At 61.3% G+C, this 16,963-nt stretch carries 16 protein-coding genes; 6 read left to right on the forward strand and 10 right to left on the reverse strand.

What is annotated here, in order from left to right; translation table 11 throughout:
- Nucleotides 1-51: 51 nt before the first annotated feature.
- The 8 genes from ACTJK9_RS13280 to ACTJK9_RS13315 form a co-directional block, all read right to left on the reverse strand.
- Nucleotides 52-1,623: a flagellar hook-associated protein 3 gene (locus tag ACTJK9_RS13280; protein WP_085611551.1), complete on the reverse strand. Its 1,572-nt coding sequence runs from the start codon at nucleotides 1,621-1,623 to the stop codon at nucleotides 52-54.
- Between the two features lie 13 nt (nucleotides 1,624-1,636).
- Complete coding sequence (gene flgK / locus ACTJK9_RS13285; RefSeq protein WP_440814257.1) at nucleotides 1,637-3,682, reverse strand: flagellar hook-associated protein FlgK; 2,046 nt, start codon at nucleotides 3,680-3,682, stop codon at nucleotides 1,637-1,639.
- A gap of 21 nt (nucleotides 3,683-3,703) precedes the next feature.
- Nucleotides 3,704-4,996 (reverse strand): flagellar assembly peptidoglycan hydrolase FlgJ, encoded by a 1,293-nt coding sequence (gene flgJ / locus ACTJK9_RS13290; RefSeq protein WP_440814260.1) that lies wholly within the window; start codon nucleotides 4,994-4,996, stop codon nucleotides 3,704-3,706.
- Between the two features lie 11 nt (nucleotides 4,997-5,007).
- Complete coding sequence (locus tag ACTJK9_RS13295; RefSeq protein WP_039765528.1) at nucleotides 5,008-6,096, reverse strand: flagellar basal body P-ring protein FlgI; 1,089 nt, start codon at nucleotides 6,094-6,096, stop codon at nucleotides 5,008-5,010.
- Nucleotides 6,097-6,123: 27 nt separating this feature from the next.
- Nucleotides 6,124-6,819: a flagellar basal body L-ring protein FlgH gene (flgH, locus tag ACTJK9_RS13300; RefSeq protein ID WP_085605729.1), complete on the reverse strand. Its 696-nt coding sequence runs from the start codon at nucleotides 6,817-6,819 to the stop codon at nucleotides 6,124-6,126.
- A gap of 53 nt (nucleotides 6,820-6,872) precedes the next feature.
- Nucleotides 6,873-7,658, reverse strand: a complete 786-nt coding sequence (gene flgG, locus ACTJK9_RS13305; protein WP_039765524.1) for a flagellar basal-body rod protein FlgG — start codon at nucleotides 7,656-7,658, stop codon at nucleotides 6,873-6,875.
- Nucleotides 7,659-7,703: 45 nt separating this feature from the next.
- The gene (locus ACTJK9_RS13310) at nucleotides 7,704-8,444 is read right to left on the reverse strand and encodes a flagellar basal body rod protein FlgF (RefSeq protein WP_007958343.1); all 741 of its coding nucleotides are present in this window, start codon (nucleotides 8,442-8,444) and stop codon (nucleotides 7,704-7,706) included.
- Between the two features lie 204 nt (nucleotides 8,445-8,648).
- Nucleotides 8,649-10,211 carry a sigma-54-dependent phenylalanine hydroxylase transcriptional regulator PhhR gene (locus tag ACTJK9_RS13315; RefSeq protein WP_011333015.1) on the reverse strand — a complete coding sequence of 521 codons (1,563 nt, stop codon included), beginning with the start codon at nucleotides 10,209-10,211 and terminating at the stop codon, nucleotides 8,649-8,651.
- 280 nt (nucleotides 10,212-10,491) lie between these two features.
- Between ACTJK9_RS13315 and phhA the strand changes: the two genes are divergently transcribed.
- The 6 genes from phhA (at nucleotide 10,492) to ACTJK9_RS13345 (ending at nucleotide 14,876) form a co-directional block, all read left to right on the forward strand.
- On the forward strand, nucleotides 10,492-11,283 hold the full coding sequence (gene phhA / locus ACTJK9_RS13320; protein WP_039765515.1) for a phenylalanine 4-monooxygenase: 792 nt from the start codon (nucleotides 10,492-10,494) through the stop codon (nucleotides 11,281-11,283).
- Nucleotides 11,284-11,400: 117 nt separating this feature from the next.
- Entirely contained in the window at nucleotides 11,401-11,757 is a 357-nt protein-coding gene (locus ACTJK9_RS13325) for a 4a-hydroxytetrahydrobiopterin dehydratase (RefSeq protein WP_166495453.1), read from the forward strand.
- Complete coding sequence (locus tag ACTJK9_RS13330) at nucleotides 11,757-12,950, forward strand: amino acid aminotransferase (RefSeq protein ID WP_440814264.1); 1,194 nt, start codon at nucleotides 11,757-11,759, stop codon at nucleotides 12,948-12,950. Before ACTJK9_RS13325 ends, ACTJK9_RS13330 begins: the two co-directional genes overlap by 1 nt.
- A gap of 258 nt (nucleotides 12,951-13,208) precedes the next feature.
- Nucleotides 13,209-13,340: a hypothetical protein gene (locus ACTJK9_RS13335; RefSeq protein WP_007958347.1), complete on the forward strand. Its 132-nt coding sequence runs from the start codon at nucleotides 13,209-13,211 to the stop codon at nucleotides 13,338-13,340.
- A gap of 73 nt (nucleotides 13,341-13,413) precedes the next feature.
- The gene (locus tag ACTJK9_RS13340; RefSeq protein WP_011333012.1) at nucleotides 13,414-13,593 is read left to right on the forward strand and encodes a hypothetical protein; all 180 of its coding nucleotides are present in this window, start codon (nucleotides 13,414-13,416) and stop codon (nucleotides 13,591-13,593) included.
- Between the two features lie 95 nt (nucleotides 13,594-13,688).
- Complete coding sequence (locus ACTJK9_RS13345) at nucleotides 13,689-14,876, forward strand: MFS transporter (RefSeq protein ID WP_440814308.1); 1,188 nt, start codon at nucleotides 13,689-13,691, stop codon at nucleotides 14,874-14,876.
- Here the strand turns inward: ACTJK9_RS13345 and arfB are convergent.
- The gene (gene arfB / locus ACTJK9_RS13350; RefSeq protein ID WP_011333010.1) at nucleotides 14,873-15,286 is read right to left on the reverse strand and encodes an alternative ribosome rescue aminoacyl-tRNA hydrolase ArfB; all 414 of its coding nucleotides are present in this window, start codon (nucleotides 15,284-15,286) and stop codon (nucleotides 14,873-14,875) included. The genes ACTJK9_RS13345 and arfB overlap by 4 nt on opposite strands.
- Nucleotides 15,287-15,376: 90 nt before the next feature.
- A complete protein-coding gene (locus tag ACTJK9_RS13355; RefSeq protein ID WP_064378594.1) occupies nucleotides 15,377-16,795 on the reverse strand; it encodes an amino acid permease in 1,419 nt (472 codons plus the stop codon).
- Between the last annotated feature and the right edge of the window lie 168 nt (nucleotides 16,796-16,963).

The raw sequence follows: 16,963 nt of genomic DNA on the forward strand, positions 1-16,963 counted from the left end.
GATTGATACAGAGCGGTCAGAGCAAACGGGCGCTTGCGCGCCCGTTCAGGATCAGATCTTGTTGAACAGGCCCAACTGAGAGATTTTGCTGAACGCCAGTTGCGAGGCCTGCAGCATGGTCTGCTGCAAGGTCAGACGGGTCATCACTTCGGCCGGATCCGAATCACGGATCGTGCCCTGGGTGGTGGCGTTCGCCAGTTGCAGGCTCTGGTTGGTGGTGCTCTGGTCATCCAGCGACTGCCCGCGGGCACCGATGGACGTCACCGCACTGCCGATCTGGTTGGCGGCACTGTCGATGTTGCCCAGTGCCGACTCCATTGCCCCCTGGAATTTCTGCTTGGCCACCGGATCACCGTCGATCGGGGTGTTCAGCGCCGTGACCATCTGGCCCAGGGTGTCGAGCACGTTCTGGGTCTGGTGGTTGTTGGACTGGATCGAGAACTGGTCACCGGCCGCGGGCGTGCCGCCGAGGGCGAAGGTCACACCCGCTGCCGTGGCGTTGCCGCCAGCCACGGTACCCGACGAGATCGGCTTGCTGTCGGCAGTGACAGGCGCCGCGTACAGGTCGAACGCAGTGGCGCTGGTGAACTTCAGGACTGCGCCGCCGCCCGACGGGAAGGCCGCGTCGTAGGCTGCCTGGTTGGTCACGCTGGAACCGGTGATGACCGCGGTCGACGGGTTGCCCGGGCTGCGCGAAGTGGTGAACGAGTCCGGCGAAGCCGACAGCTGGAAGCTGTGGCCGGCAATGACCGCGTCCGGGTTGGTGTCGCCGGCCTTGAGGTTGATGTTCAACTTCATGTCGACGCCACGGAAGCTGACCGTCTGGTTCGCGCCGTTGCTGTTGCTGATCAGACCGTTCTGGCTGGCTTCGGCCGTCACATCGTTGCCCAAGGCATCGGTAATCTTCAGCTGAGTGCTGCTGATGAAGTCCACGGTGTACGGCTGGCCGGCCGTGAACTTGGAGTTGTAAGTCGCCGCGCTGCCAACGACACCGTTGGTCAGCACAACGCGACCGTCATCAACGGCCGGAGCCGTCATGTTGGTCTGGGTGCGCGCAGTATTGATGGTCTGCTGGAAAGCATCCCAACCGGTGGTGTTAGTGGCCACCGACAAACCATCGCCAATGCCCAGGTTGATCTGGGTCTGGTCACCGTTGTAGGTGTAGGTGCCATCGGCGTTCTGCGAGTACGGCGCGGTATCGGTTTTCGAACCGGAAAACAGGTAATTGCCGTTGGCGTCCTTGGAGTTCATCAGGCCCAGCACTTGTTGCTGGATCTGGCTCAGCTCGGCGGCGTAAGCCTGGCGGTCCTTGTCGGTGGCGATGCCGTTGTTGGCTGCCAGCCCGATCTCCTTGGCGCGCTGCAAGGCGTCGGTGATGGCCGTCAGCGTAGATTCCTGAACAGTCAGCGAGCTCTTGGTGGTGTCGATGTTGCCTTTGTACTGATCGAGCATCGCGGCCTGCTGACCCAGGCGCAGCAAACGACCAGCCCCGATCGGATCGTCGGCGGCGGTGTTGATGCGCTGCAGGCTGCTGGCTTCGTTGGCGGTCGCGACCGTCTTGCTGTAGTTGCGCTGATATTGGGCAGCTTGTGTCGCGTAATACTGGGCGGTGGAAATGCGCATGAATTACGGCTCCTTAAAGGCTGTTGATCAGCGTGGCGAAGGTTTCCTGCGCAGCTTTGATGATCTGCGAAGACGCTGTGTAGTACTGCTGATACTTGACCAGGTTGCCGGTCTCTTCATCCAGGTTGACCTGGGACAGCGAGTCCCGCGCACCCTGGGCCTGATCCAGGATCACCGTGGTGGCCGCACCGTCGGACTTGCTCTGGGCCGCCTGGGTACCGACGTTGGTCACCAGTTTGTTGTAGGCGTCGGTCAGGCTGATGCCCTTGCTCGCCGTGCCGGTGTCGACGGTCTGTTTGGTCTGCAAACCGACCAGTGCCTGGGCGTTGCGGTTGTCCGAAGAAGCTGCGCCGGTCAGGTTGATGGTGAAGGTTTCGCCGGACTTCGGCGTCGCGCCCACGGTAGTCTGCACGGTGAAGGTCTTTTGCACGTTCGGGATGACCGTGGTGTCCATCACCGGCGCACCGGTGGAGTCGACCATGCCGATCTTCAGGTTCAGGGTGTTCGCCTGACCGGGAACGATGACGCCGGAACCGATCGTGGCACCCTTGGCATCAACCATGTTGTAAGTCTGGCTGCCACTGGTGGTGGCACCGAATACCAGTTTGACCGGGGTCGAATACTTGAGCGCGTTCTGCAGCTCCGCCTGGGACGCCGGGTTGTAGATATCGACGACGTCAGTCAGCGTCGGCTGAGTGTAGGTGCCTGAGTTGTTGGCACTGGCCACGCCTGTCAACGGTGCGGCTGCCGCGATTTTCTTCGGGTCGGTGAGCACGGTCTGGATGCTGGCCGCCGCGTTGCGGGTCGGGGTGACCTTGAACGTGTCGCCGGCACTCAGGGCACCACCGTTCAGGGCCAGGGTAAAGCCGTCGATTACCGGAGGCGGCGTGGTCGTGGTGCTGAACGAACCCATGTCGGTGCCGTCGGAGCGCTTGACCGTGTAATTGGTCGCGCTGGTGAAGGTGACCTGGTAGTCGCTGGTGGTCAGCTTGCCGGTGTCCTTGATGGTGACATCAAGGTTGCCCGAACCTGCGCTGTTGCCGGACTGGGCAATACTGCGCTGGCTGATCAGGGCGGCACTGTTGATGTCGTTGAAAATCGCCGCGCCAAAGTCACCGTTCTTGTCGATGCCCTGGGCTTGCTGGCGGTTGATCTGGTCGGCAACGACCAGTGCCACACGGCCCAGCTCGTTGAGTGCAGGATCGAGTACTTCCTTGCGATAAGTCAGCAGACCGCCGATTTCACCCCCGGTCATCGCCGAGGTGATGTCGATGGTGCTCGAACCACGATCCATCTGGATGCCCATGCGCGATGGGTCACCCTTGAGCGGCACGGTGCTCAGGGTATTGGTGGTATTGCCGATGACCAACGGCTGGCCGCTGCCGATGTAGACGTCGAAGCTGGTGCCACGCTCAACGACTTGCGCGCCGGTCAGCTCGGAGAGCTGACGCACGGCTTCGTTACGGCTGTCGAGCAGATCGTTCGGCTGGCCGCCGCTGGTGGAGATCTCGCCGATCTTCTGGTTCAGCGTGGCAATCGAGGTTGCCAGCTTGTTCACCTGGGACGCCATGTCGGACAGGTTGCCATTGAGCGTGGCGTTCTGATCGTTCATCTGCTTGGCCAGCGCGTTGAAGCGACTGGTCAGGGCCTGCGCGCCGGTCAGTACCGACTGACGGGAAGTGTCGTCGGTGGCCGAGGTCGATACGCCTTGCATCGAGGTGAAGAATTTCTGCAGCACGCCGGTCAGGCCGGTGTTGGTGTCGGACAGCGAGCCGTCCAGTGCGGTGGCCTGCGCACCGAAAGCGGCGGCTTCGCTATTGAGCGACGTGGCGGTACGCAGCTGCGATTCAAGGTAGGAGTTGTACACCCGACGCACGTCGGCGAGGGTCGTACCGGTACCGATGAACACGTTACCGTACTGAATCGAGGACTTGGTGCCCTGCACGGTTTGCTGGCGCGAATAACCGGCGGTGTCGACGTTGGCAATGTTGTTACCCGTCACAGCCAGAGAGGATGAACTCGCGGCCAACCCCGACATCCCGATATTGAGCAAACTCATGATTCAAACCTTACCTTGTGTTTATAAGGGCGTTGTTGAAACGCCGGCCGCAGCGTAGTTCTGATTGACCGTCATCTGCCTGGCAATCTGCGAAATCTTCGTCGCGTAGTTCGGGTCGGTCGCGTAACCGGCCTTCTGCAATTCGCGTACAAACTGTTCTGGGTTATCGGCCGACTTCAGCACATCTTGATAGCGATTATTGCTCTGCAGCAACGTCACCAGATCGTGGAAGCTGTCCTTGTACGAGGCGTAGGAACGGAACTCGGCCGTCTCCTTGACCATCTGCCCGTTGCGGAATTCGCTGGTGATCGCCCGGGCCGAATCGCCCTTCCAGTTGCTGCTCGCCTTGATGCCGAACAGGTTGTGACTGCTGCTACCGTCCTGGGCGCGCATGACCGATTTGCCCCAGCCGGTTTCCAGCGCAGCCTGAGCCACCAGATAACGCGGATCGACGCCAATTCGCGCGGCGGCTTCCTGCGCCATCGGCAGCATGGTGTTGACGAATTCGTCGGCGTTGCCGAACGCTTTCTTTGCCGGTGCCAGCGGGATCTGCGCCATGGCGCGGCCGTAAATCTGCATCTGCCCGCCCGAGGCTTTATCTGCCTCGGCGCGGTCCAGCCAGTCGCCGTTGTACAGCGGGCCGGAACCGGTGGCAGCGGCGGTCGTGGCGCGTTGCGGCAGTTGAGTGGTCGCCGCCGGCGTGGCTGACGGCACCAGACCTGCGAGCAAGCGATCCGCCAGTTTCGGCGGCAACGCCAGACGACGCTGGTTGATCATTTCCATGTCATTGCGATGGGTCAGTTCGGTGCTCGGCGCATGCACCGAACGCGACGCCCACAACGGACGCTCGCCATTGAGTCGCGACAACGGACCATTCGTAGCCACGGTGCCGGCGGCAATCGGCGTGGCCACGGCAGCGGCCTTGGCTTTGGCTTCTTCCTGCTTGGCGGCGGACGCGGCCGCAGCCTCGCCCGGCGCCATCGGTTTGTTCTTCGACATCTGGCGCATCAGCACGTCGGCCAGGCCGATACCCCCGCCCTCGCGGGACATGGAGACCGCCAGTTGCTGGTCGTACATTTCCTGATATTGCTTGGCCGCCGGCGTATTGAGCGGGTTGTCCTGGCCCAGCGCTTCAGTGGCCGAACGCATCGACTTGAGCATTTCACCGAGGAACAGCGATTCGAATTCCTGCGCGACCTTGCGCATGTTCGCATCGCTGTTCTTGTCGCCGACCTTGAGCTGGTTCAGACGATTGAGGTCGGAGTACGAACCCGAATCGCTGCTGCTGACCAGACCGCTTTTGCGCATATCCATGGTCGGCGTCCTCAGATCACGATCAGGTCGGCTTGCAACGCGCCGGCCTGCTTCAGCGCTTCAAGGATGGCCATCAGGTCACCCGGCGCGGCGCCGACCTGGTTCACCGCACGGACGATCTCGTCGAGGGTGGTACCCGGGCCGAACTTGAACATCGGCTTGGCTTCCTGTTCGGCATTCACCCGCGAGCGCGGCACTACGGCGGTCTGGCCGTTGGACAGCGGGCCCGGCTGGCTGACGATCGGGTCTTCGGTGATGGTCACGGTCAGGCTGCCGTGGGTCACGGCGGCCGGCGACACCTTCACGTTCTGGCCGATGACGATGGTGCCGGTACGCGAGTTGATGATGACTTTCGCAACGGCCTGACCCGGATCGACTTCGAGGTTCTCCAGGATCGACAGGTAGTCGACACGCTGGCTCGGATCGAGCGGCGCGGTCACACGGATCGAACCGCCGTCGATGGCCTGGGCCACGCCAGGGCCGAGCATGTCGTTGATCTTGTCGACGATACGCTTGGCGGTGGTGAAGTCGGAACGGTTGAGGTTCAGCGTCAGGCTGTTGCCCTGGTTGAAACCGCTCGGCACCGAACGCTCGACCGACGCACCGCCCGGGATGCGACCGGCCGACGGAACGTTGACGGTGATCTTCGAACCGTCACGACCTTCAGCATCGAAACCGCCGACCACCAGGTTGCCCTGGGCGATGGCGTAGACGTTGCCGTCGATACCCTTGAGCGGGGTCAGCAACAGGGTGCCGCCGCGCAGGCTCTTGGAGTTACCGATGGACGACACGGTGATATCGACCTGCTGACCCGGTTTGGCGAACGCCGGCAGATCGGCACTCACCGACACTGCCGCAACGTTTTTCAGCTGCACGTTGCCCGATCCCGGCGGCACCTTGATGCCGAACTGCGAGAGCATGTTGTTGAAGGTCTGCAGGGTAAACGGGGTCTGCGTGGTCTGGTCGCCGGTGCCGTTAAGACCGACCACCAGGCCGTAGCCAATCAACTGGTTGGAACGCACGCCGGAAATGCTGGCGATGTCCTTCAACCGTTCGGCTTGTGCATTGAAGGCCGCCGACAACAGGAACGCGGCCACCATGAGACTTCTGAAATTCAACGTAGCCACCTAGAAAGGGAACAGCGGGCTGAGGAAGAAACGGTCGAACCAGCCTGGCTGACTCGCATCGGCGAACGAACCGGTGCCCGAGTAGGTGATGCGCGCATCGGCGACCCGGGTCGAGGACACGGTGTTGTCGGTGGCGATGTCATCGGCCCGCACGAGACCGGCGATCCGCACCAGCTCGTCGCCGGTGTTGAGGGTCATCCACTTCTCGCCACGCACGGCGATGATGCCGTTGGGCAGAACGTCGGCAACGGTCACGGTGATCGAGCCGGTCAGGGTGTTGCCCTGGGCGGCCTTGCTGTCACCTTTGGTCGCGCGGTCGCCTTCGTAGCTGGCGCTCAGGCTCAGGTCATTGCTGCCGATCGGGTTGTTGGTGGTCGCACTGCTGCCGAACAGCGATGTCAGGCCGATGCCGGTCTTGCTGTTCTTGGCCACCTGAGAGTTGGCGTTCTTGCTGGCCTGGGTTCTCTCGTTCAGGGTGATGGTGATGATGTCACCGACCCGGAACGCCTTGCGGTCGCTGTACAGGTTCTGCTCGAAACCGGCCTGATAGATCGAGCCGTTGTTGGCGGCCGACGGCAACGGTGTGCGCGGCAACACCGGGGCGTAGTAAGGATCATTGGGCTTGGGCGTCGGAGCGACGCAGCCCGCGAGCGAGACGACCCCGCTCAATGCCACAACAGATACAAAGCGCTTCATGACCCTTACCTCACGGTGTTGCAGGCAGCCTCATGGCCGCCTCATAGACTTGATTACAGATTCTGCGTTACGAACGAGAGCATTTGGTCGGCGGTGGAGATCACCTTGGAGTTCATCTCGTACGCGCGCTGGGTGGTGATCATGTTGACCATCTCTTCCACGGTGCTGACGTTGGAGGTTTCCAGGGTGTTCTGCAGGGTGGTACCGAAACCGTTCAGGCCCGGCGTACCGACTTGCGGCGCACCGGAAGCGGCGGTTTCCAGGAACAGGTTGTTGCCCACCGCTTGCAGACCGGCCGGGTTGATGAAGTCGGCGGTTTGCAGGTTGCCGATCACTTGCGATGCGGCGTTGCCGGCGGTGGTGATCGACACGGTGCCGTCACGACCCACAGTGAAGGTCTGGGCGTTGTTCGGGATGACGATGGCCGGTTCCAGGGCGAAACCGCTGGCGTTGACGATCTGGCCGTTGGAGTCGAGGTGGAAAGTACCGTCACGGGTGTAGGACGTGGTGCCGTCCGGCTGCAGGATCTGGAAGAAACCGCGACCGTCGATGGCCATGTCCAGCGGCTGCTCGGTGGTTTGCAGGCTGCCGGCGGTGAAGTTTTTCTGGGTGCCGACGATGCGCACACCGGTACCCACTTGCAGACCCGACGGCAGTTCGCTGTCCTGGGTCGACTGGGCGCCTGGCTGACGCTTGATCTGGTACAGCAGGTCCTGGAATTCGGCGCGGTCACGTTTGAAACCCGTGGTCGACACGTTCGCCAGGTTGTTGGAAATGGTGGTCAGGTTGGTGTCCTGGGCGGACAGACCGGTTTTGGCAACCCATAGAGCCGGAAGCATTCGATTCTCCTCGTGCGCCTGTTTTACGGCGCGACGTTCTGATAATTAGCTGATCTGCAAGACCCGAGCCATGGCCTGGTCGTCGTCTTTGGCGGTGTTCATCATCTTGACGTGCAGTTCGAACTGCTTGGCCAGGGCCAGCACCGACGTCATCTCTTCCACGGCATTGACGTTGCTCGACTCCAGGAAACCCGACACCAGTTTGACGTTGGCATCGGCCGGCGCAGGCTGGCCGTCCTTGGTGTAAATCGAACCGTCCAGGCCCTTGTTCATGTTCTTGATGTCCGGGTTGACCAGCTTGATCCGGTCGACTTCGGCCATGACGCGCGGCCCCTCGCCCATCGCACGGATACTGATGGTGCCGTCTTCACCAACTTCCACCTGCTGCTCCGGTGGCACGGCGATCGGCCCGCCATTGCCCATGACCGGCATGCCGTTGCCGGCACGCAACACGCCGAGGGCATCGATATTGAGGCTGCCGGTGCGCACGTAACTTTCACCGCCATTGGGGTTCTGCACGGCGATCCAGCCGTTACCCGACACGGCGACGTCGAGGTCACGACCGGTCTGCACCAGCGAGCCCGGCGTGAAGTCGGTGGCGGGCCGTTCGCTCATGGCAAACGCACGCGCCGGAAAGCTGTCACCGAACACCGGCATCGAACGCGCCTGTTCCAGGTCGCGCTGAAAACCGTTGGTGGAGATGTTCGCCAGGTTGTTGGCATGAGCCTTTTGCGCCAGTGCGTTCTGGCTGGCGCCGGTCATTGCCACATAAAGGTACTTGTCCACACTCTTTCCTCTGCATGCCGGACGTTTGCCGCCCACCGCTGTACTGCTGAGCCATAAGCAATTTGCAGACCAACTTTTTTCTGGCGGCCCACGACCCGGTAAACAAAGGACTTGAGGGATTTTGCGGGGAGAAGGGAAATGTATCGAAGACGAAAAACCGGCGGTGTCATGCCGCTTGGCGGCAAACACCCGATCCGGCCGTGATCACTCCGACGCGTCCTTGCCGACTTCGTACTCACGCAACTTGTTGGCGATGGTCGTATGGGAAACCCCAAGCCGCTTGCCCAGTTGCCGACTGCTTGGATGTTCGGAATACAAGCGTTCCAGCACCGCTTTTTCGAAGCGCCCGACAATCTCGTCCAGCCCGCCTTCGAGGGAAAAATCGCCAAGCGGCTGACGCACACCGTAATCCGGCAGGCGAATGTGCTCGGCCTTGACCGTGCCGCCGTCGCACAGCGAAACCGCCTGGAACAGCACGTTCTCCAGTTGCCGCACGTTGCCCGGCCAGTGGTAGTGACTGAGCCGATCCATCGCCGCCGGCGCCAGTTTCGGCAGCGGGCAGCCGATCTGCCGACTGGCCTGATCAAGAAAGTGCTCCACCAGCGGCGTCAAACCGTCGAGGCATTCGCGCAGTGGCGGGATGTGCAGCGAAAGCACGTTCAAGCGGTGATACAGATCCTGGCGAAATTCGCCGCGCGCGCACAGCTCCGACAGGTCGACCTGGGTTGCGCAGATCACCCGCACATCGAGGTAAACCTCTTCATCACTGCCCACCCGCCGAAAGCAGCCGTCCTGCAGGAATCGCAGCAGTTTCACCTGCAAGCGCGGGCTCATTTCGCCGACACCATCGAGGAACAGCGTGCCGCCCGCCGTCAGCTCCAGCAGCCCGAGCTTGCCTTCGGCCCGAGCGCCTTCAAAGGCACCGGGGCCGTAGCCGAACAGTTCGGTCTCGGCCATCGACTCCGGCAACCCCGCGCAGTTGAGCGCCATCAACGGTGACTGACCGCGCGGGCTCGCCAAATGGCAGGCCCGTGCCAGCAATTCCTTGCCGGTGCCGGTTTCACCTTCAATCAACAACGGCGCATCCAGCGGCGCCATGCGTCGCGCTTCACGCACCACCGCTGCCATCACCTTGGAGCTCTGGAAGATACTGTCGAAGCCACGCAACTCTTGTTTGCGCACGTTATAGATGCGCTCGCCGACCCGGTCCGCGCGGTGCAGCGTCAGCACTGCGCCAGCCATGGCCTCGCTGTCGTCGTGCTCCGATTGCAGCGGCGCGATGTCGGCCAGAAAGATGTCGCCCTTGACCTTGACCCGCATGCCGTTGATTCGCGATTTGTTGGCGCGCACCAGTTCCGGCAGATCGAAATCCTCGGCGTAACGCGACAACGGAATCCCCGGCACCTCGTCCACCCGCACCCCGAGCAACTGCGCCGCCGCCCGGTTGGCCGCCACGATGGAGCCGCCCATGTCGATCGACAGCACCGGAAACTCCAGCGCACCGAGCAGCGCATTCAACTCCATGTGCCGCCGCTCGCTGGGCATCAACCCTACCCGCTTGACGCCGAACACCCCGGCAATCGCCTCGAACTTGGGTCGCAGCGCCTGGAACTGAATGTTGATCAGGTTCGGGCAATGCAGGTAGATCGCGTTGCCATGCTCACCGCCCACCTCGCCACGGGCGACGTTGATCCCGTACTCCACCAACAGATTGAGAATGTCGCGCAGGATGCCGATGCGGTTCTGACAATGGACTTTGATACGCATATAAAGGCCCGAAACAGGTGAAGAGCCGGTCTGACGCCGGAATTTTCTGCGCAGCGCGCAAGATAGTCGTCAAGATTATGTGACAGCCATTGGCCTTTTCAAACCCGACAGTCACCGTAAACACGACTTATCGCGCGAAGCGTAACGAAAATTTTACGAATTAAAGAGACTTTTCCTACTCAACCAGTCTTCAACCTGCTGCAACAACAAACGTTCCGGGGTATTTCTCAGTCCATCGCAGGACATAACAAGAACGAAATTCCCCTCGCAGGAGAGCAGTATGAAGCAGACGCAATACGTGGCCCGCGAGCCCGATGCGCAAGGTTTTATCGACTACCCCGCCGAAGAACACGCGGTGTGGAACACGCTGATCACCCGCCAGATGAAAGTGATCGAGGGTCGTGCGTGCCAGGAATACCTGGACGGTATCGAAAAACTCGGTCTGCCCCATGACCGCATTCCGCAACTGGGCGAGATCAACAAGGTGCTCGGCGAGACCACCGGTTGGCAGGTTGCCCGCGTTCCCGCGCTGATCCCTTTCCAGACCTTTTTCGAATTGCTCGCCAGCAAGCAGTTTCCGGTGGCCACGTTCATTCGTACCCGTGAAGAACTGGACTACCTGCAGGAGCCGGACATTTTCCACGAGATCTTTGGCCACTGCCCGCTGCTGACCAACCCGTGGTTTGCCGAATTCACCCACACTTACGGCAAGCTCGGCCTGCAGGCGACCAAGGAAGAACGCGTTTATCTGGCGCGTCTGTACTGGATGACCATCGAGTTCGGCCTGGTCGACACCCCGCAAGGCAAACGCATCTACGGCGGCGGCATCCTGTCCTCGCCAAAAGAAACTGTTTACTCGCTGTCGGACGAGCCCGAGCATCAGGCCTTCGATCCGCTGGAAGCCATGCGCACGCCGTATCGCATCGACATCCTGCAGCCGCTGTACTTTGTCCTGCCGAACCTCAAGCGCCTGTTCGACCTGGCCCACGAAGACATCATGGCCATGGTCAAGCAAGGCATGCAGCTGGGTCTGCACGCACCGAAGTTTCCGCCAAAACCGAAAGCCGCGTGACCCGCGACTTTTGCTTACAAGTGAGTCTGTCCGTCGTCGCCACTTTGGTTTAGCGTGGCGACATTGACGACCGTAACAGCTCTTATAAAAAAGACATCCGATCTCAGGAATCAAACCATGTCCATTTTGAACCAAGCCCATTGCGAAGCCTGCCGTGCCGATGCCCCACAAGTCAGCGATGAAGAACTGCCGATCCTGATCAAGCAGATCCCTGACTGGAACATCGAAGTGCGCGACAGCATCATGCAGCTGGAAAAAGTCTTTCTGTTCAAGAACTTCAAACACGCGCTGGCGTTCACCAACGCCGTCGGCGAGATCTCCGAGGCCGAAGGTCACCACCCGGGCCTGCTGACCGAGTGGGGCAAAGTCACCGTGACCTGGTGGAGCCACTCCATCAAAGGCCTGCATCGCAACGACTTCATCATGGCCGCGCGCACTGACGAAGTGGCCAAGACCGCAGAAGGACGCAAGTAATGCACTTCGACGCCATCGGCCGAGTGCCCGGCGACCCGATCCTCGGTCTGATGGAGGCCTACGCGCAGGATTCCAACCCGCGCAAGTTCGACCTTGGCGTAGGCGTCTACAAGGATGCCCAGGTCCTGACGCCGATCCCCGAGGCGGTGAAAATCGCCGAGGCGCGTCTGGTCGAGAGCCAGGACACCAAGACCTACATCGGTGGCCACGGCAATCCGCTGTTCGGCAAGGTGATCAATGAGCTGGTGCTTGGCGTCGATTCGAAGCTGATCGCCGAGCAACGCGCCGGCGCCACCCAAACGCCGGGCGGTACTGGCGCCCTGCGTCTGGCGGCGGACTTCATCGCCCAATGCCTGCCGGGCAAGGGTGTATGGCTGAGCAACCCGACCTGGCCGATCCACGAAACGATTTTCGCGGCCGCCGGGGTCAAGATCAGCCATTACCCGTACGTCGGCAGCGATAACCGCCTCGACGTCGATGCGATGCTCGCCGTACTCAACGAAGTGCCGAAAGGTGATGTGGTGCTGCTGCACGCGTGCTGCCACAACCCGACCGGTTTCGACCTGAGCCACGACGACTGGCAGCGAGTGCTGGAGGTAGTACGCCGCCGTGACCTGCTGCCGCTGATCGACTTTGCCTACCAGGGCTTTGGCGACGGTCTGGAGCAGGATGCATGGTCGACCCGGCTGTTCGCCGCCGAGTTGCCCGAGCTGCTGATCACCAGCTCCTGCTCGAAGAACTTCGGTTTATATCGCGACCGCACCGGTGCGTTGATCGTCAGCGCGAAAACCGCTGACAAACTCATCGACATCCGCAGCCAGTTGGCGCACATCGCTCGCAACCTGTGGTCGACGCCGCCGGATCACGGCGCGGCTGTGGTCGCCACGATCCTCGCCGACCCGGAGCTGAAACGCCGCTGGGCCGACGAAGTGGAAGCCATGCGTCTGCGCATCGCCCAGTTGCGCAGCGGTCTGGTGGAAGCGCTGGAACCGCACGGCCTGCGCGAGCGTTTTGCGCACATCGGCGTGCAACGCGGGATGTTCTCCTACACCGGCCTGTCGCCGGAACAGGTGAAGAACCTGCGTGAGCATCACAGCGTGTACATGGTCAGCTCGGGCCGGGCCAACGTTGCCGGGATTGATGCGACGCGTCTCGACCTGCTGGCCGAAGCGATCGCCAACGTCTGCAAATAGTCCCAACTGTGGGAGCGAGCCTGCTCGCGATAGCGGTGCATCAGTCAGCACAAATGTCGACTGACAAGCACTCATCGCGAGCAGGCTCGCTCCCACATCTGCCCTGCGTCACCCTGTCGCACTTGTCTAGACAATCCCGCCCGTCGAAACAAATGGATTTAAAAATGAGTTTGTCATTTTTCTTGCTGTATCCTGCGCAGGCTTTCTGAAAGCGCGGATCTACCAGATCTATCAACAGACTTAGCGAGGAGCGCAACCATGCACGAGATTCCGAATCTCCCCTTCCCAAGCCTGCACGAAACTGAGCAGACGACCACGCAACAAGCCGGTGCCCAACAGCCCGAGCCGAAAGAAGCCGCCGAGAGCCGTCCGGCCGACAGCGAAGAGTAAGCAACACCCGCCGTACAGACCGTGTGGAAAGCGCTAACATGCGCTTTCCACACTGCCTGAAACCTGAGTTGCCATGTCCAAAGAATTCGATGAACAACAGGCCGAGACCCTGATCGGTGCCACCGAAAAGATGATCGAGATCTGGAGCCGTCTCTCGCCCGAGAAACAGGCCGCCCTGCTCGCCCGTTTCGGCAGCGAAGAAAACGCGCTGGCCGCCCTGGTCACCACGCAATTGGTCGCCCCGGCCAAATAGTTTTACTTTTCCCCGCCCCGGACGCGTCCGCATCGGTATCATGAGCAGCCTATCTATTCTGCTCTTCCCGTGGATCGTAATTCATGTCGTCCTCTATGCCAGAACCCCAGCGCCCCCTGGCGGTCACGCTGCAAGTCGTTTCCATCGTCCTGTTCACCTTCATCGGCTACCTGAACATCGGCATTCCGTTGGCGGTGCTGCCAGGTTATGTGCACAGCGACCTGGGCTTCGGCGCGGTCATCGCCGGGCTGGTGATCAGCGTGCAATACCTCGCCACCCTGCTCAGCCGCCCGTGTGCCGGGAAGATCATCGACAACCAGGGCAGCAAACGTGCGGTGATGATCGGTCTGGCCGGTTGTGGTTTGAGCGGTGTGTTCATGCTGATTTCGGCGTGGACGCCAAACCTGCCGCTGCTGAGCCTGATCAGCCTGTTCGTCGGCCGCCTGGTGCTGGGCAACGCGGAAAGTCTTGTCGGCTCGGGATCGATCGGCTGGGGCATCGGCCGCGTCGGTGCCGCCAACACCGCCAAGGTCATCTCGTGGAACGGCATCGCCAGTTACGGCGCGCTGGCGGTCGGTGCGCCGCTGGGGGTGTGGCTGGTCAGCCGTTTCGGTCTGTGGAGCATGGGTGTGAGCATTCTGCTGCTCGCCACGCTGGGGCTGCTGCTGGCCTGGCCGAAAACCGCCGCGCCGATCGTGGCCGGCGAGCGCCTGCCGTTCATGCACGTTCTCGGTCGCGTCTTCCCGCACGGCTGTGGACTGGCCTTGGGCTCGATCGGTTTCGGCACCATCGCCACCTTCATCACCCTGTATTACGCCACGCAGCATTGGGATAACGCGGTGCTGTGCCTCAGCCTGTTCGGCGCCAGCTTCATCGGCGCACGCCTGCTGTTCGGCAACCTGATCAACCGCCTCGGCGGCTTTCGAGTGGCGATTGCCTGCCTGTCAGTGGAAACCTTGGGCCTGCTGTTGTTGTGGCTGGCGCCGGACGCGCACTGGGCACTGGCCGGCGCGGCATTGAGCGGCTTCGGTTTCTCGCTGGTGTTCCCGGCGCTGGGCGTGGAAGCCGTGAACCTGGTGCCGGCCTCCAGCCGTGGCGCGGCGGTCGGGGCTTATTCGTTGTTCATCGACTTGTCGCTGGGCATCACCGGGCCGCTGGCAGGGGCGATTGCAGCAGGCTTCGGTTTTGCCTCGATCTTCCTGTTCGCCGCCCTCGCCTCTTTGAGCGGCCTGGCACTGAGTGTCTATCTGTACCGCCACACGGCGAAGTACCGCGAAGACTAGAAATCCACCTTGCCGCGCCCGGCCTTGATGCTGCCGCGCTTGGTCTTCGATTCGAGCCGACGCTTCTTGGAACCCAGTGTCGGCTTGGTCGGCCGCCGCTTCTTCTCAACCTTGGTGGCACTGAGGATCAACTCGGTCAGACGCTCCAGCGCATCGGCGCGGTTCTGTTCCTGCGTGCGGTACTGCTGGGCCTTGATGATCAGCACGCCGTCGCCGGTGATGCGACTGTCGCGCAGCGCCAGCAGCCGCTCCTTGTAGAACTCGGGCAAGGATGAGGCCGGAATGTCGAAGCGCAGGTGCACGGCGCTGGAGACCTTGTTGACGTTCTGCCCACCGGCGCCCTGGGCGCGGATGTACGTCAGTTCGATCTCGGCATCCGGCAGATGCACGTTGTTTGAAATCACCAGCATGGAAAAACGTCCCTGATCAGAACCCGCAGGATACCGCGAAAGCACAAAAAACCCGGCACTTGGCCGGGTTTGTTGTTTTTGCAACGACGCTTACTTGGCTGCGCTCGCTGCGTGCAGTGCCTGTTGCGCACCACGCTTGTTCTTGATCACGTAGCAGACCCACATGAACACCACCCACACCGGAATCGCGTACACCGAGATCTGGATGCCCGGGATCAGCAGCATCACGCCGAGAATGAACAGCACGAACGCCAGGCAGATGTAGTTGCCGTAAGGGTACCACAGCGCCTTGAACAGCGGCTTCTGGTGGGTCTTGTTCATGTGCTGGCGGAACTTGAAGTGCGAGAAGCTGATCATCGCCCAGTTGATCACCAGCGTTGCAACCACCAGCGACATCAGCAGTTCCAGCGCGTGTTGCGGGATCAGGTAGTTGAGCAGCACGGCCACCAGAGTCACCGCCGCCGACGCCAGGATCGAACGCACCGGCACGCCGCGCTTGTCGATCTTCGCCAGCGCTTTCGGCGCGTCGCCCTGCTCGGCCATGCCCAGCAGCATGCGGCTGTTGCAATAGGTGCCGCTGTTGTACACCGACAATGCCGCGGTCAGAACCACGAAGTTGAGGATGTGCGCGGCGGTGTTGCTGCCAAGCATCGAGAACACCTGCACGAACGGGCTGCCGCTGTAGGAATCGCCCGAAGCGTTGAGGGTTTCAAGCAGGCTGTCCCATGGGGTCAGCGACAGCAGGATCACCAGTGCGCCGATGTAGAAAATCAGGATCCGGTAGATCACCTGGTTGATCGCTTTCGGGATCACGGTTTTCGGCTTGTCGGCTTCGGCTGCGGTGAAACCGAGCATTTCCAGACCGCCGAAGGAAAACATGATGATCGCCATGGCCATCACCAGACCGCTGACGCCGTTCGGGAAGAAGCCACCATGGGACCACAGGTTGCTGACCGAGGCTTGCGGGCCGCCATGGCCGCTGACCAGCAGGTAACTGCCCAGGGCGATCATGCCGACGATTGCCACGACCTTGATGATCGCGAACCAGAATTCGGCTTCACCGAAGACTTTGACGTTGGCCAGGTTGATCGCGTTGATCAGCACGAAGAACGCAGCGGCAGTGACCCAGCTCGGGATCTCCGGCGCCCAGTAGTGGATGTATTTGCCGACCGCGGTCAGCTCCGACATGCCCACCAGGATGTACAGGATCCAGCAGTTCCAGCCCGACAGGAAACCGGCGAAACCGCCCCAGTATTTGTGCGCAAAGTGGCTGAAGGAGCCGGCCACCGGCTCTTCGACGATCATTTCGCCGAGCTGGCGCATGATCATGAAGGCGATGAAGCCGCAGATGGCATAGCCGAGGATCATCGACGGGCCGGCGGATTTCAGCACCCCGGCCGAGCCGAGGAACAGTCCGGTACCGATCGCGCCACCGAGGGCGATCAGTTGAATATGGCGATTTTTCAGGCCGCGTTTCAGCTCGCCTGATTGCGAGTTTTGTCCACTCATGAAAAAGGTCTCACGCAAGGTTTGATGATGTTCAGTAGACGTTGCTGCAAGGTTGCGATTTCAGCCAACCTTGATCAAACCCCAGCGCAGGCACCAGGAATTCAGCTTTTTTACAACGGTCATGCGTCACCTGTTTGTTTTTATCTGTGACGAAATCGAACCCGACAC

This window comes from Pseudomonas sp. 22082 (assembly GCF_052046055.1).
GTDB classification, from domain to species: domain Bacteria; phylum Pseudomonadota; class Gammaproteobacteria; order Pseudomonadales; family Pseudomonadaceae; genus Aquipseudomonas; species Aquipseudomonas pharyngis.